At 68.7% G+C, this 14,639-nt stretch carries 15 protein-coding genes; 9 read left to right on the plus strand and 6 right to left on the minus strand.

Annotation, left to right across the window (positions count from 1 at the left end; genetic code table 11):
* Nucleotides 1-4: 4 nt before the first annotated feature.
* The 3 genes from murA to leuC all read right to left on the minus strand — a co-directional run bounded on the left by murA (nt 5) and on the right by leuC (nt 3,478).
* Nucleotides 5-1,372 carry a UDP-N-acetylglucosamine 1-carboxyvinyltransferase gene (gene murA, locus QFZ21_RS03255; RefSeq protein WP_307374389.1) on the minus strand — a complete coding sequence of 456 codons (1,368 nt, stop codon included), beginning with the start codon at nt 1,370-1,372 and terminating at the stop codon, nt 5-7.
* 66 nt (nt 1,373-1,438) lie between these two features.
* Complete coding sequence (gene leuD, locus QFZ21_RS03260) at nt 1,439-2,035, minus strand: 3-isopropylmalate dehydratase small subunit (protein WP_307374390.1); 597 nt, start codon at nt 2,033-2,035, stop codon at nt 1,439-1,441.
* 3 nt (nt 2,036-2,038) lie between these two features.
* Complete coding sequence (gene leuC / locus QFZ21_RS03265; RefSeq protein WP_307374392.1) at nt 2,039-3,478, minus strand: 3-isopropylmalate dehydratase large subunit; 1,440 nt, start codon at nt 3,476-3,478, stop codon at nt 2,039-2,041.
* A gap of 190 nt (nt 3,479-3,668) precedes the next feature.
* On the opposite strand from leuC, the gene QFZ21_RS03270 reads away from it, so the two are divergent.
* Entirely contained in the window at nt 3,669-4,964 is a 1,296-nt protein-coding gene (locus tag QFZ21_RS03270) for an O-acetylhomoserine aminocarboxypropyltransferase/cysteine synthase family protein (RefSeq protein ID WP_307374394.1), read from the plus strand.
* On the plus strand, nt 4,961-6,274 hold the full coding sequence (locus tag QFZ21_RS03275) for an LLM class flavin-dependent oxidoreductase (RefSeq protein ID WP_307374396.1): 1,314 nt from the start codon (nt 4,961-4,963) through the stop codon (nt 6,272-6,274). Before QFZ21_RS03270 ends, QFZ21_RS03275 begins: the two co-directional genes overlap by 4 nt.
* Before the next feature lie 18 nt (nt 6,275-6,292).
* Here QFZ21_RS03275 and QFZ21_RS03280 read toward each other — a convergent pair whose 3' ends face one another.
* Nucleotides 6,293-6,790, minus strand: a complete 498-nt coding sequence (locus tag QFZ21_RS03280) for a DUF427 domain-containing protein (protein WP_307374397.1) — start codon at nt 6,788-6,790, stop codon at nt 6,293-6,295.
* A gap of 36 nt (nt 6,791-6,826) precedes the next feature.
* Here QFZ21_RS03280 and QFZ21_RS03285 point away from each other — a divergent pair, with 36 nt between their 5' ends.
* On the plus strand, nt 6,827-7,414 hold the full coding sequence (locus tag QFZ21_RS03285) for an LON peptidase substrate-binding domain-containing protein (protein ID WP_307374399.1): 588 nt from the start codon (nt 6,827-6,829) through the stop codon (nt 7,412-7,414).
* Here the strand turns inward: QFZ21_RS03285 and QFZ21_RS03290 are convergent.
* Nucleotides 7,386-7,736, minus strand: coding sequence for a DUF2834 domain-containing protein (locus QFZ21_RS03290; protein ID WP_307374401.1), 351 nt, complete (start codon nt 7,734-7,736; stop codon nt 7,386-7,388). The genes QFZ21_RS03285 and QFZ21_RS03290 overlap by 29 nt on opposite strands.
* Nucleotides 7,737-7,748: 12 nt before the next feature.
* Nucleotides 7,749-8,753: a TerC/Alx family metal homeostasis membrane protein gene (locus QFZ21_RS03295; protein WP_307374403.1), complete on the minus strand. Its 1,005-nt coding sequence runs from the start codon at nt 8,751-8,753 to the stop codon at nt 7,749-7,751.
* 192 nt (nt 8,754-8,945) lie between these two features.
* On the opposite strand from QFZ21_RS03295, the gene QFZ21_RS03300 reads away from it, so the two are divergent.
* From QFZ21_RS03300 to QFZ21_RS03325, 6 genes are all read left to right on the plus strand, one after another.
* The gene (locus QFZ21_RS03300) at nt 8,946-9,614 is read left to right on the plus strand and encodes a TIGR00645 family protein (RefSeq protein ID WP_307374405.1); all 669 of its coding nucleotides are present in this window, start codon (nt 8,946-8,948) and stop codon (nt 9,612-9,614) included.
* Nucleotides 9,615-9,669: 55 nt separating this feature from the next.
* Nucleotides 9,670-10,227 (plus strand): RNA polymerase sigma factor, encoded by a 558-nt coding sequence (locus QFZ21_RS03305; RefSeq protein ID WP_307374407.1) that lies wholly within the window; start codon nt 9,670-9,672, stop codon nt 10,225-10,227.
* Entirely contained in the window at nt 10,224-11,345 is a 1,122-nt protein-coding gene (locus tag QFZ21_RS03310) for a DUF4349 domain-containing protein (protein WP_307374409.1), read from the plus strand. Before QFZ21_RS03305 ends, QFZ21_RS03310 begins: the two co-directional genes overlap by 4 nt.
* 110 nt (nt 11,346-11,455) lie before the next feature.
* Nucleotides 11,456-12,004, plus strand: coding sequence for a helix-turn-helix transcriptional regulator (locus QFZ21_RS03315; protein ID WP_307374411.1), 549 nt, complete (start codon nt 11,456-11,458; stop codon nt 12,002-12,004).
* Nucleotides 12,004-13,242, plus strand: a complete 1,239-nt coding sequence (locus QFZ21_RS03320) for an MFS transporter (protein WP_307374413.1) — start codon at nt 12,004-12,006, stop codon at nt 13,240-13,242. Before QFZ21_RS03315 ends, QFZ21_RS03320 begins: the two co-directional genes overlap by 1 nt.
* A 36-nt stretch (nt 13,243-13,278) precedes the next feature.
* A complete protein-coding gene (locus QFZ21_RS03325; protein ID WP_307374414.1) occupies nt 13,279-14,604 on the plus strand; it encodes an acyltransferase in 1,326 nt (441 codons plus the stop codon).
* The last annotated feature ends 35 nt before the right edge of the window (nt 14,605-14,639 follow it).

Genomic DNA, 14,639 nt, shown 5'->3' on the forward strand with positions numbered 1-14,639 from the left:
GCCGTCACCGGATGACGTCGAAGTCAGCGCCGAGGGCGTCGAGCTTGGCGAGGAACTTCTCGTAGCCGCGGCTGAGGATGTCGACACCGGTGACCTTCGACTCCCCGGTCGCCGTGAGCGCGGCGATGATGTGGCTGTAACCGCCCCGGAGGTCGGGAACCACGATGTCGGCGCCGTGCAGGGGCGTCGGGCCGGTGACGACCGCGGCCTGCTCGAGGTCGCGGCGGGGCACGCGGCGCGGTCCGTCCTGGAGTCCGCGCGGGTGCACGACGATGTCGGCGCCCATCTTCACCAGGGCGTCGGTGAAGCCCAGGCGGTTCTCGTACACGGTCTCGTGCACGACGGAGCGGCCGTGCGCCTGCGTGAGCGCGACCACGAGCGGCTGCTGCCAGTCGGTCATGAAGCCGGGGTGCACGTCGGTCTCGATGACGACCGGCTTGATCTCGCCGTCGCGGCGGAAGAGGATGCCGTCCTCCTTGATGTCGAACCAGCCCCCCGCCTTGCGGAACACGTTGAGGAAGGTCAGCATCTCCTGCTGCTTGGCGCCCCCGACGAAGATCTCGCCGTCGGTCGCCAGCGCCGCAGAGGCCCAGGAAGCGGCCTCGTTGCGGTCGAAGATGGAGCGGTGGTCGTAGCCGCGGAGCTTCTCGACGCCCTCGATCACGATCACCCGGTTGGGCTCGTAGGAGATGATCGCGCCCATCTTCTGCAGGACGGCGATGAGATCCATGATCTCCGGCTCGATGGCGGCGTTGCGGAGCTCGGTCGTCCCCTCGGCGCGGACGGCCGTGAGCAGCACCTGCTCGGTGGCGCCGACGCTCGGGTAGGGCAGGTGGATGTTCGCGCCGTGCAGGCGCGCGCCGGGCCGGGAGAGGCGGATGCCGCTGGGCAGCTTCTCGACGACGGCGCCGAACTTGCGCAGAGCATCCAGGTGGAAGTCGATCGGACGGTCACCGATGCGGCATCCGCCGAGATCGGGGATGAACGCCTGACCGAGGCGATGCAGCAGAGGACCGCAGAACAGGATCGGGATACGGGAGGCACCGGCGTGGGCGTCGATCTCCTCGAAGTGCGCGGACTCCACGTCGCTCGGGTCGAACACGAGCGCGCCGGGCTCGTCGCCGTCGGACACTCGTACGCCGTGCACCTCGAGCAGCGAGCGGACCACGGCCACGTCGCTGATCGCGGGGACGTCACGCAGCACGCTGACCGTCTCGCCGAGCAGCGAGGCCACCATCGCCTTGGTGGCGAGGTTCTTCGCACCCTTGACGTCGACGCGACCGCGAAGTGGACGACCTCCTCGAATGGCGAGGACGTCTCCGGTGAGAGCGGGGACTCCGTCCGGGAGAGCGTCGCGCACAGGTGTCGTCATTCGGGCCTCACTTCGTTCCACGGATTTCGGGGGCGGGTTGCCCCTGGCTCCCCCGCCCCCACCGCATCAGAGCACGGGGAGGGTTCTCGGCCGCCACGACTCGCGACGGGCCTCGAACTGCGCGATCTTGTCTTCGTTGCGCAGCGTGAGCCCGATGTCATCGAGCCCTTCAAGGAGCCGCCATCTAGTGTAATCGTCGATCCCGATCTCGGCCTGGATGTCGCCGATGGAGGCGGTGCGCTCCTCGAGGTTCACGGTGATCTGCGCCCCGGGATTCCGCTCGATCTCGGCCCAGATCCGTTCCAGATCCGCCTCCGAGATGGTCGCCGCCAGGAGGCCCTGCTTGCCCGAATTGCCGCGGAAGATGTCGGCGAACCGGGGGCTGAGAACGACTTTGAACCCGAAGTCGCGCAGCGCCCAGACCGCGTGCTCGCGGCTGGAGCCGGTGCCGAAGTCAGGGCCGGCGACGAGCACGGAGGCACCCTGATACCGGTCCTGGTTCAGCACGAACTCGGGGTCCTGGCGCCAGGCGTGGAACAGGGCATCCTCGAAGCCGGTCTTGGTCACGCGCTTCAGGAACACCGCGGGGATGATCTGGTCGGTGTCGACGTTCGACCGCTGCAGCGGAGCAGCGATCCCGGTGTGAGTGTGGAACTTCTCCATGGTTCAGACCTCCAGATCGCTCGGGCTGGACAGGGTGCCGCGGATCGCGGTCGCCGCGGCGACGAGCGGCGAGACGAGGTGCGTGCGACCGCCCTTGCCCTGACGGCCCTCGAAGTTGCGGTTCGAGGTCGACGCGCAGCGCTCCCCCGGTGCGAGCTGATCCGGGTTCATCCCGAGACACATCGAGCAGCCGGCGAATCGCCACTCCGCTCCGAAGTCCTTGATGATCCGGTCCAGTCCCTCTGCCTCGGCCTCGAGGCGCACGCGCGCCGAGCCGGGGACGACCATCACGCGGACGCCGTCCGCCTTCTTCTTCCCCTCGATGATCGAGGCGAAAGCTCGGAGGTCCTCGATGCGGCTGTTCGTGCACGAGCCCATGAAGACGGCGTCGACGGGCACCTGCTTGAGCGGCGTGCCCGGGGTCAGGGCCATGTACTCCAGCGCGCGCTCGGCAGCCGCGCGTTCGTTCGGATCCGTGATCTCGGCCGGGTCGGGGACGGATGCCGACAGCGAGCTCCCCTGCCCGGGGTTCGTGCCCCAGGTGACGAACGGCTCCAGCTGGTCGGCGTCGATGAACACCTCGGCGTCGAAGACCGCGCCGTCGTCGGTGGGGAGCGTGCGCCAGTAGGCGACCGCATCCTCCCAGTCCTGCCCCTGCGGGGCGTGCGGCTTGTCCTTGACGTAGGCGAAGGTGGTCTCGTCCGGAGCGACCATGCCCGCGCGTGCACCGGCCTCGATCGACATGTTGCAGATCGTCATGCGCCCCTCCATGGAGAGGGCCCTGATCGCGCTGCCGCGGAACTCGAGCACGTAGCCCTGCCCGCCGCCGGTGCCGATCTTCGCGATGACGGCGAGGATGATGTCCTTCGCGGTGACGCCGGAGCGCAGCGTGCCGTCCACGGTGATCGCCATGGTCTTGAACGGCTTCAGCGGGAGGGTCTGCGTGGCCATCACGTGCTCGACCTCGCTCGTGCCGATGCCGAAGGCCATGGCGCCGAATGCACCGTGCGTCGAGGTGTGCGAGTCGCCGCAGACCACGGTGATGCCGGGCATGGTGAGGCCGAGCTGCGGTCCGACGACGTGGACGATGCCCTGCTCCGCGTCGCCGAGGGAGTGCAGACGCACGCCGTACTCGGCCGCGTTGCGACGGAGGGTCTCGATCTGCGTGCGGCTCGTGAGGTCGGCGATCGGTTTGTCGATCTCCCACGTCGGGGTGTTGTGATCCTCCGTCGCGATCGTGAGGTCGAGTCGACGCAGCGGGCGTCCTTCGCTCCGCAGACCGTCGAAGGCCTGCGGGCTGGTGACCTCGTGCACGAGGTGCAGGTCGATGTAGATGAGGTCGGGTTCGCCGTTCTCGCCCTTGACGACGAGGTGGTCGTCCCAGACCTTCTCGGCGAGGGTCCGCGGGCGGACTGCGGCGGAACCGGATGCGGGGGTGCTCATTGCGTGTCTCCTGAAGCTGGCGGAAGGGCCCACGATGGACTCCGCGACGAGGAGGGGCTCAGAACGAGGTCTCGTCGCGGCCGCTACGAAGGAGGCGCACGGTCCGCATGACGTCAGATTACCACCGCTCGGGCGCGCCCCGATCCGCCATGACACTCTGTTGATCACCTGACCGACCGAGAGGCCACGCATGACCGTCGACACCGCCCGCTTCGCCACCCGTGCGGTTCACGCGGCGAGAGGCCGCGAGACGGCGGCGCCCCGCGCCACCCCCATCTACCTCACGGCCGGCTTCGAGTTCGACGACTTCGATCACGCCGCCGATCACTTCGGGACCGGCACGGGGTTCGGCTACACCCGCACGGGCAACCCGACGGTGCGTGCCGCGGAACGACAGCTCGCCGACCTCGAGTCGGGTGCCGACGCCGTGCTGGTCGCCAGCGGACAGGCGGCGGTCGTCACCGCCCTGCTCACCGTCGCCGGCGCCGGTGACCACATCGTCACCTCGACCCACATCTACGAGGGCACCCGCGGTCTGCTTCTCGACAACCTCGCGCGGCTCGGCATCGAGACGACCTTCGTCGACGACATCTCCGACCCCGACGCCTGGCGGGAGGCGATCCGTCCGAACACGCGCGCACTCTTCGCCGAGTCGCTGGCGAATGCCCGCAACGACGTGCTCGACGTCGCCGCCATCAGCGCCGTGGCCGACGAATCCGCGATCCCGCTCATCGTCGACAACACGCTCGCGACGCCGTTCCTGTTGCGCCCCATCGAGCACGGCGCCGCGATGGTGGTGCACTCCGCATCGAAGTTCCTCGCCGGTCACGGCTCGGTCCTCGGCGGAGTGATCGTCGATGACGGCCGGTTCGACGCCGAACGCGCCGGACACAACGCTCCTCACCTCGTGCTTCCCGGCCGCGGCGGCCTGCCGAGCGTGTTCGCCCGTCATGGCGGCCGCGCGCGCATCGCCTACGCGCGGGAATCCGTGGCTCCGCGCTTCGGCGCGTCGCCGTCGCCGCTGAACGCCTTCCTGATCGGCCAGGGCGCGGAGACTCTCGGGCTGCGCGTCGAACGCCAGTCGCGCAACGCCCTCGAGGTCGCGCGGTGGCTGGAGGCGCACGACGCCGTCGAGAGCGTCGACTACGTCGGCCTGCCGTCGCACCGCGATCACGACACCGCCGTCCGCTACCTGGAGCGCGGATTCGGCTCGATCTTCACCTTCACGCTGCGTGGCGGTCTCGATGCGGCTCGCCAGTTCGTGGAGCAGGTGCAGGTGTTCACGCACATGACGCACATCGGCGACGTTCGCTCCCTGGTGCTGCACCCGGGGACGACGAGTCACGCCCAGCGCACCGAGGAGGAGCGCGAGCTGCTGGGTGTGCGGCCGGGGACACTGCGTCTCTCGATCGGCATCGAGGACATCGAGGACCTGATCGCCGACCTCGACCGCGTCCTGCAGGGCGCCCGCGAGGCCGTGGCGTGAGCCGGCCGCAGCACTTCGGGTGGTTCCTCGCCCGCGGGTTCGGGCCGCAGGGGTGGGGCTATCCGTCACTCGACTGGGACTATGACTGGACGCGCCCCGAGATCTATCAGGAGGCCGCGCGCACGCTCGAGCAGGCGGGCTTCGACCTCGTCATCATCGAGGATGCGCCGTCGATGGGGTCACCGGAGACGCTCGACATCCGCGTGCGGCACGCGTTCGGCGGGCCGAAGCACGATCCGCTGCTGCTCGCGCCCTATCTCTTCCAGGCGACAAGGCACCTCGGCGTCGTGCCGACCGTCAATCCCGCAGCCTCGCTCCCCTACACCTCGGCGCGCCAGTTCTCTACGCTGCAGCACCTCAGCGGACACCGGCTCGGTCTGAACGTCGTCACTGACACCGGGAGCGCGCGTCACTTCTCGGATGCCGCGCAGCTCGGCCATGACGAGGCCTACGACCGCGCAGAGGAGTGGCTCGACGGCATCCGCTCGCTGTGGCGCAGCTGGGATGATGGTGCGCTGGTCGCCGATCGCGCGACGGACGTCTTCGCCGACGGGTCGAAGATGCAGCGCATCCAGCACCGCGGCACTCACTACTCCTTCGACGGCCCGCTGAACGCCCTGCCGTTCACCGACGGGGATCCGGCGATCGTCTCCCCAGGTGGCTCGGGACGGGGGCTCGGCTTCGCGGGAGCGAACTCCGACGTGCAGCTCGCGCTCGCGCCGCTGCACGAGGCCTCGGTCCGTGCGTATCGGTCGAAGATCCACGATGCGGCCGTCGCCGCCGGGCGGCGACCCGAGGACATCAAGATCCTGTTCGCCATCCAGCCGGTGATCACGTCCTCCGCCGAGGAGGCGGATCGCATCGTCGCGGCATCCGCGCATCCCGACGAGGCTGCCCTGGTGCAGATCGCGCGCAAGCAGTCCAGCGATCTGGAGACGGACCTGACGTCACTCGACCTCGACAAGCCCCTCGACGTGTCGATCTTCGGGGCGCACGTCTCGCGCGGCAGCATCCAGCGGCTCATCGGCGATCGCGGTGAGGACGCTCCGCTGCGCGCGCACCTGACCGCTCTCGTGCGCGCAGGTCGCTTCTCGGACCGCTCCGGTTTCGTGGGCACCGCCGAGGAGTTCGCCGACGTGATCGAGGAGCTCGGGGACTGGGGCAACGACGGGGTGCTCCTCTGGGGGGACTTCCACCCGGTGACGCTGCACCGCACGCTCGACGAGCTCGTTCCGGTGCTGAGACGCCGCGGCATCCTGCGTCGCGAGTACGTCGACGGTGGGCTGCAGGCCAACCTGCGCGCGTTCTGACCGATCGACCGGCCGGCGCTACCAGCCCATCGAGCCGGGCGTGCCCTTGAACGGCCCGACGACCGCCGATGTGACCCACCCGCCGTAGAAGCCTCCGGGCTGCGGGACCACGACCTCGCTCCCGACGGTGCACTCGTCCATCGGCCCCGCGTACACCGCGACCTTGTCGACCAGAGTCTCGAACCCCGGCGACGGCTGCGGGTAGTTCCATGCCGCGCCCTCACGCACGGTGCCCCCGCTCTGCACGTCGAAGTAGCGCGCGGCGCCCTTGAACTCGCAGAACGAGCTGCCGGCGGCAGCCACGAGCGCGCCGGGGACGAAGTCGGCGATCGGGAGGTAGTAGACGGGCGGGTGGCTCGTCTCGAGCACCCGGACGGCACTGCGGGTGTCGGCGATCAGCTCGCCAGCGAGGCGGATGGTGATCCGCTGGGGGACCTGCTCGACCCGCGGCGGCCTCGGGTAGTCCCACACGGATTCCTGGCCGGGGCCGGGGGGTTCGGGAGTCGGTCTGCGCATCTGTTCACTGTACGTCGCGCGGTGTTGACTGGTGCAATGACCGCAATACCGATGTTCCCCCTCGGCTCGGTGCTCTTTCCGCACACCCCGCTCCCGCTGCGCGTGTTCGAGCCGCGGTACCTCACGATGATCGGTCACCTCCTCGAGGAGGACGAGCCGCAGTTCGGCGTCGTTCTCATCGAGCGGGGTCACGAAGTCGGAGGCGGTGACCGGCGGAGCGTCGTCGGCACGATGGCCCGGCTGGTCAGCGTCGCGGCGGATGCAGATGTGCTGCACATCATGACGGTCGGCACCGAGCGCTTCACGGCGGAGCGGTGGCTGGAGGATGAGCCGCACCCCCGGGCCGAGGTCTCGCCCGTGCCCGAGCTCGCGTGGAACGATGCGCTCACCCCGCTGCGCACCGAGGCCGAGGCCATCGTGCGGCGGACACTCGCGCGGGCGCCGGAGGCGCGATGGGATGCCGACATCGAGCTGTCGGATGACCCGCTCTCGGCGACCTGGCAGCTTGCTGCGATCGCTCCCCTCGGCGAATACGACAGGTATGCCCTGCTGCAATCGACCACGACGGGCGCGCTGCTGCGTCAGGTCATCGATCTCACGCTGGAGGCCGAGCTGCTGTGGTGACCCGGGCCAGGTGCCGCTGACGCATCGCCAGGAACAGAGGAAAGGTGAACGCGAACGCCGTCACCCCTGCCAGCACCACATAGAGCCACCCGAACCGCATGCCGAGCCGACGCGCCTCGACGATGATGAACACGCTGCCCGCGATCGCCACCACCAGGAGATCGACGGTGATCGACGACACCGCCGGACCACCGTCGACCAGGTCGCCGAGGAAGTTCGTCATCTGCGTGATCGCAAGGACGTTGAACGTCCACGTGCCGATGAGGCCTGCCAGCGCCAGCACGAGATAGACGAGGGCCAGAGGTGTCCAGTGACGGGTCATGGCGCCATGATCTCACTCGACGGTCGTGACCTTCTTCGCTGCGCGCTTGTCCCGCCCCGAGGCGATGAGGCTCGCGACCGTCGCGACGGTCATCGACGCGATGATCACGCCCAGCGAGACCATATTGTCGATGTCGGGAACCCACTCGACGTGCTCGCCACCGTTGATGAACGGCAGCTCGTTCACGTGCAGGGCGTGCAGGATCAACTTGATCCCGATGAAGCCGAGGATCACCGCGATGCCGTAATGCAGGTACCGCAGGCGGTCGAGCAGGTCACCGAGCAGGAAATACAGCTGGCGGAGGCCCATGAGGGCGAAGATGTTCGCCGCGAAGACGAGGAACCCGTTGGTCGTGATCTCGAAGATCGCGGGGATCGAGTCGATGGCGAAGATCAGGTCGGTCACGCCGATGGTGATGAGCACGATGACCATCGGGGTGAACATCCGCTTGCCGTCGACCGTGGTGCGCAGCTTCGAGTCGTCGTAGTGATCGCTGATGTCGATGCGCCGACGGAGCAGCCGCACGACGAAGTTCTCGCGCTGCACCTCGCCCTCGTGGTCGCCGTCCGGCATGGCCTGACGGATCGCCGTCCAGATCAGGAAGGCGCCGAAGACGTAGAAGATCGGCGAGAAGTTCTCCACGATCGCGACGCCGACGAGGATGAAGGCCCCGCGCAGCACCAGCGCGATGATGATGCCGATCATCAGCACCTGCTGCTGCAGGCGCCGCGGCACAGCGAACTGCGCCATGATCAGCACGAACACGAAGAGGTTGTCGATCGAGAGGCTGTACTCCAGCGCCCAGCCGGTGATGAAGTCGCCGGCATTGCTCCAGCCGCCGACATTGCCCAACAGCACGGCGAAGAGGAGGGCCAGGCCGACGTAGAAGACGACCCAGAGAGTGGATTCCTTCGTCGACGGGATGTGGGGGCGCAGGCGGATGAGCAGCAGGTCACCGATCAGGATGATCGAGAGGACCACCATCGAGGTGATCTCGAACCAGAGAGGGATTTCCAAGGGCGCACTGCACCTTTCGGGAGGGTCGGGAAGAAGCCGAAAGTCTCTCCCCCGCACATGATGTGCGTCGCGCGCCCGGAGCAGCGATGCCGATGCTCGTGATGACGTTACGCGCGGATCCGGGATACTCCCTCTCGCGGGTGCAATGCTACCGGAGCAACAGTGCGGTGGAGAACGATATTGCATGGTGAAATGGTCGACGTGACCTCGACTTCGCGCCCAGACCACGCCGACCACGCCATCGCTCCCCTGCAGGCACGAACCCAGAACTCCTGGGCGCGTGCGATCGGGTCGCTGATCTTCGTCAGCCGCTGGCTGCAGGCTCCGCTCTATCTCGGCCTGATCGTGGCGCAGCTGGTCTATGTCGTGGTGTTCATGGTGGAGCTGTGGCACCTCATCGCCGAAGACGTGTTCGGTGACATCACCCACATCGAAGAAGCCACGATCATGCTGACGGTCCTCGGGCTGATCGACGTGGTCATGATCGCCAACCTCCTGATCATGGTCATCATCGGGGGCTACGAGACCTTCGTCTCGCGGATCAACGTCGACGGGCATCCGGACCAGCCGGAGTGGCTCTCGCACGTGAATGCGAATGTGCTCAAGGTGAAGCTCGCGATGGCGATCATCGGCATCTCGTCGATCCACCTGCTGAAGACGTTCATCGAGGTCGGCGGCATGAGCGAGACGGGCATCAACGAAGACGGAGAGAAGTACACCCCCACCGGCGTCCTGTGGCAGGTCGTCATCCACATGGTGTTCATCGTCTCGGCCGTCGCCCTCGCGTGGATCGACAAGATGTCGCAGAGCACGGCGAAGGCCGCTCACGCCGCCCAGCACGCCGAGGTGCACGGAATCTGAGACGATGGGGCATCCGTCGACACTTGCCGGGTGAGAGACACCGAACGGAATCAGGATGCCCGTGCAGACGAGTGATCAGAAGTGGGCGGCCCAGGCCGCGGCCGGCGACGAGAGCGCCTTCCGCGAGCTGTACCGCGCGCATGTGCGGCCGGTCTACTGGATCGCCCAGGGCATCCTCGCGTCGCCCGCCGACGCCGAGGATGTGACGCAGGAGACCTTCGTGGTCGCCTGGCGGAAACTCCCGACGCTCGAGTTGCAGGGAGAGTCGATCCTGCCGTGGTTGGCGACGATCTGCCGCTTCCAGGCGGCGAATCGGCTTCGCCATCGCCGGCGCGACCAGGCGCACACCGCCGAGGCCATCGATGAGAACCTGCCCGACACGGTCAGCGTCGAGGAGCAGGTCATCACGTCGGCCCTGGCCGCTCGGATCGCCGCCGAAGTGGGCACGCTGAACGATCTCGACCGTGAGATCTTCCGCCTCTGCGCCTCCGAGGGGTACGCCTATCAGGCGGCCGCCGAAGAGCTGGGGGTCAGCCACGCCGTCGTCCGGAACCGTCTCTCCCGAGTGCGCACCCGCTTGCGTGGCGCCGTCAAGGAAGTGAGAGACGCATGAACGACCAGACCACCCCCGAGGAGCTTCCCGAGCTCTCCGAGCGTACGATCGTCCGCATCGAGGACGCCGTGTTCGCCGAGATCGCCGCCGAGCGCCCGCCCGTGCGGCCCGCCGCCGTCCGAGCCCGCGCCAGGCGGCGACGGTGGCTCACGGGCGCCGGAATCGCCGCGGCCTTCGTCGTCGGCGTGCTGGTGACTCCCCCGATCCTCGGCGTCGTCGGCTCCGGCGGCATGACGGTCGCCGACGGCGGAGGCATGTCGGGTGGGTCCGTCGCGGACTCGAGCGGCGGGTCGCCGGACAAGAGCATGGATGCCTCCTCCGAGGCCGCCCCCGAGGCGATGGAGGACGGCTCGGCGCTCGTCGGATCGGATGCCGTCGACGCGGACCGCTCGATCATCGCCACAGCCAACGCGACCCTGCAGGTGAAGGACATCCAGGATGCCGCGGCGGCGATCGCGGCGCTGGCCGAGGAACGGGGCGGGTACGTCGAGACGACCGAGATCGGCAAGGCCGTCGCTGTCGACGACACGGTCACGCAGCCGGCGCCGCCGGACTCCGGGTACGGCTGGATCAGCATCCGGGTGCCGTCCGCCGATCTGTCCGAGGCCATCGAGGAGCTGGCCGAGTCCGGCGAGGTGCTGTCGTCGTCGATCTCGAAGCAGGACGTGACGTCGGTCGCGATCGACCTGCGCGCCCGCGTCGATGCCACCCAGACGTCCGTCAAGCGACTCACCGAGCTGATGGCCCAGTCCGGCAGCGTGTCAGAGCTCATCGAAGCAGAGGTCGCGCTGACCGATCGTCAGGCTGAGCTCGAGTCCTACGAGCAGCAGCTCGCCTCGATCGAGGATCAGGTCGCGATGTCGAGTCTGCAGGTGGAGCTGACACGCACCGCGGCGCCGACCACCGCCGACCCGGCCGGTTTCGGCGACGGCCTGCTCGCTGGATGGAACGGCCTCGTGGTCTCGCTGAACGCCCTCGTCATCGCGCTCGGCTTCATCCTCCCCTGGCTCGCCATCGCCGGGGTCATCGTGCTGATCGTCTGGCTGATCCGCCGGGCACGGCGCACTCGTCGCTCAGAGAACCCCGCCCCCGCATCCGCGGAGACGGACGCGGACTGACGACGGTGTCGAGAGCCGCTCCGGATCACCTTCGGAGCGGCTCTTCCCCGTCTTTCCGGGGTATACAAGAAGCCTTGTGAGCTGACGGGCTCGGCCGTAGCGTTCTTCCCGTGGAAGACATCTCCGTGATCACCGCCGTGCATCATCCCCTCCGGCGCCGCATCTTCGACTACCTGCTCCTGTACGGGACGTCCCAGGTGACGGCGATCGCCCGCGCACTGGACAGCCAGGTGGGGAGCATCAGCCATCACCTGCGGATGCTGGAACGCGCCGGCGTCGTGGAGCGCGCGGAGGACACGACCGGTGACCGGCGCACCAGCTGGTGGAAGCTCGCCCGCCGCGGGATGTCGTGGTCGACGGACGACTTCGAGGACTCACCGGCCGATGCGCTGCTCGCCCGAGAGGCGGAGCGTCAGGGCATCCGGATGCAGATCGAACGACTGCAGCGCTGGCGACGACGCCGCGGCGAGGCGGTGTACGGCGAGTACGACGCGTTCAACACGGAGCGGACGGCCTGGGCGTCGCCCGACGAGATCCGCGATCTGTCCGAGCGCGTGCGGCGCGTTCTCGACGAGTGGCAGGAATCGATCGATCTCGACGACGGCAGGCCCCGCGTGCCGATCTTCTTCTTCTCGCACGCGTTCCCGACGGCGCCGTGATGACCGCGATCGAACCGGTCGAGCTGAGCGCGCCGCCGCCGTTCTCCCGCGATCGCCGAGTGCATGCCTGGATCGTCGTGAAGGCGCTGTCGGATGCCGGGGATGCGCTCTGGACCATCGCGCTGGCCTGGACCGCCGTGCAGATCGCGTCTCCCGCGGTGGCCGGATTGATCGTGGCAGCCGGAACCGTGCCCCGCGCCGTCGTGCTGCTGTTCGGCGGAGTGCTCGCCGATCGAGCGAACGCGCGTCGGGTGATGCTGCTGTTCAACGTTCTCCGGGTCGGCGTGCTCGTCGTCGTCGCGCTGTGGGTGCTCGCGGCACCGCCGACGGTGGGCGTGCTGCTGCTCGCCGCGGTCGCGTTCGGGGTGTGCGACGCCTTCTACGAGCCATCGGCCGGCACCGTCGCTCGGCAGCTCGTGCGGGCCACGGACCTGCCCTCCTACAGCGCGGTCGCGCAGACCGCGTCGCGCCTGGGCACCATGGGCGGCGCGGCCGTCGGCGGCGTGCTCGTCGCACACGTCGGCCTGAGCGGCAGCGCATCCGTGAACGCACTGACCTTCACGATCGTCGTCGCCTTCATCGCGCTCTGGCTGCGACCCCGGTTCGCGCTCCCCCGTGCCGAGAAGGAGTCGCCACTGCGCGGCATCGCCCGCGGTTTCGCTCATCTCAAGGCCGCCCCCACCACACGCACGCTCGTCATCGCGCTCTCCGGGCTCAACCTCGCCGTGGGTCCCGCCGTCGGCATCGGACTCGCGCTGCGAGCCCTCGACGAGGGATGGGGTGCGCCGGCGGTCGGTCTGTTCGAGGCACTCCTCGGCCTCGGTGCCGCGCTCGGTGCGGTCTCTGTCGCACGGTGGCGACCCCGCCGCGAGGCCTACGCGGGCTTCTGGGCCCTCGTCGTCCAGGGCGGCGCCATCGCCGCACTCGGCTTCGGTCCCCTGTGGACCGTGGCCGCGGCGGCGTTCGTCATCGGTGCGACCGCCGGCTACGCATCGGTGCTGCTGAGCTCCACCTTCGCGGCCACCGTCGACACGGCGTACCTCGGCCGGATGGGCTCGATCACCCGGCTCGGGGACGACTGCCTCATGCCGCTCGCGATGGCCGCGTTCGGCGCGCTGGCGTCCGCGACAGCTCTCTGGGTGCCGTTCGCCCTGTACGGCGGAGCGATGGCGGCGCTGATGATCCTCCCGCTCAGCAACCGGACTTTCCGCACGCTGTCGCTGCGTCCCGAGTCCTGACCGGAGCACGCGCACCGCGCCGCTAGAGTCGTCGGCATGAGCAGTGCCGCCCTGGATCCCACTCCTCGCACGGTGCCGGCCGGGCGCGACCTCACCCTCGACCTGGCCCGCGTCGCCTGCGTCGTGCTCGTCGTCTTCGTGCATATCACCTTCACCGGCGTGGGGCGAGCGCCCGATGGTTCGCTGCTGATCGAGAAGACGGTGGAGGCGCAGCCCTGGTTCGTCGGCGCGTCCTGGATCGCGAACATCATGCCGCTCTTCTTCGTGGTGGGCGGCTACGCGGCCAGAGCCGGCTGGAGATCGGCCGTCGCCCGGGGAGAGACCACGGATACATACGTGCGGGTGCGACTCGCGCGTCTTGCCCGGCCGGCGCTCCCCCTGTTCGTCTTCTTCACGGTCGTGCTCGGCGTGACGCGGATGCTCGGGATCGACCCCGCGCTCGTCGACACGATCGCGATCGGCGTGGGATCTCCGCTCTGGTTCCTCGCGGCCTACATGATCGCGCAGGCGCTGGCTCCCGTCATGATGCGCCTGCACGAGCGGCACGGGGCATGGGTGCTTCTGGTACTGCTGGCCGCCGCCCTCGCGGTCGACGCCTTCCGATTCCTGTTCGTCGGCGGAGTCCTCGGCATCGAGCCGGTGCCGCCCGGCGGGTACGGGCTCGGTCAGGAGCTGTTCGGCATCCCCAACATCGTGTTCGTGTGGCTCTTCGCCCAGCAGGTCGGCTTCTTCCTCTACGACGGCTGGTTCCTGCAGCGCTCCTGGTGGCAGCTGCTCCTGCTGATCGCCGGAGGGTACGCCGCGCTCTGGGGTCTGGTGTCGCTCGGCGGTTACACGCAGAGCATGCTCGGCAATCAATGGCCGCCCACCGCGACGATGGCGGTGCTCGCCGTGATCCAGGCCTCTGCGCTGACCCTGTTGCGTGCACCTCTCACCGCGTTGATGCGCACCCGCCCGGCGCAGGGCGCCGTCTTCCTGATCGGCTCGCGCCTGATGACGATCTACCTGTGGCATCTGCCGATGATCATGGTCCTCATCGGCATCGAGCTGCTGCTTCCCGTCCCTCTGCCGACGCCGGGGGGCGCGGTGTGGTGGTGGACGCGCCCCGTGTTCCTCGTCATCGTGCTCGCCGCGGTGTGGCTGCTCTCGCTGTGGCTGGTGCGTTTCGAGAAGGTCCCGAAGGCCGGCCTCCCCCGTCATCCATCACGGGCGGCGACGATCGGGGCGGTGCTGGTGTTCGTCGCGCCGATCATCGCGATCACCGCCTACGGGCTCGATTTCCCGCTCGCCGGGATCGCAGCTCTCGCTGCCGGGGCAGCACTCTGGCTGACGCGGGGCGCGGCGCGGGAGAAAGTCGTCTGAAACGACGAAAACCCCCGGCGAACCGGGGGTTTTCG

Source organism: Microbacterium sp. W4I20, from assembly GCF_030816505.1.
GTDB lineage: Bacteria > Actinomycetota > Actinomycetes > Actinomycetales > Microbacteriaceae > Microbacterium.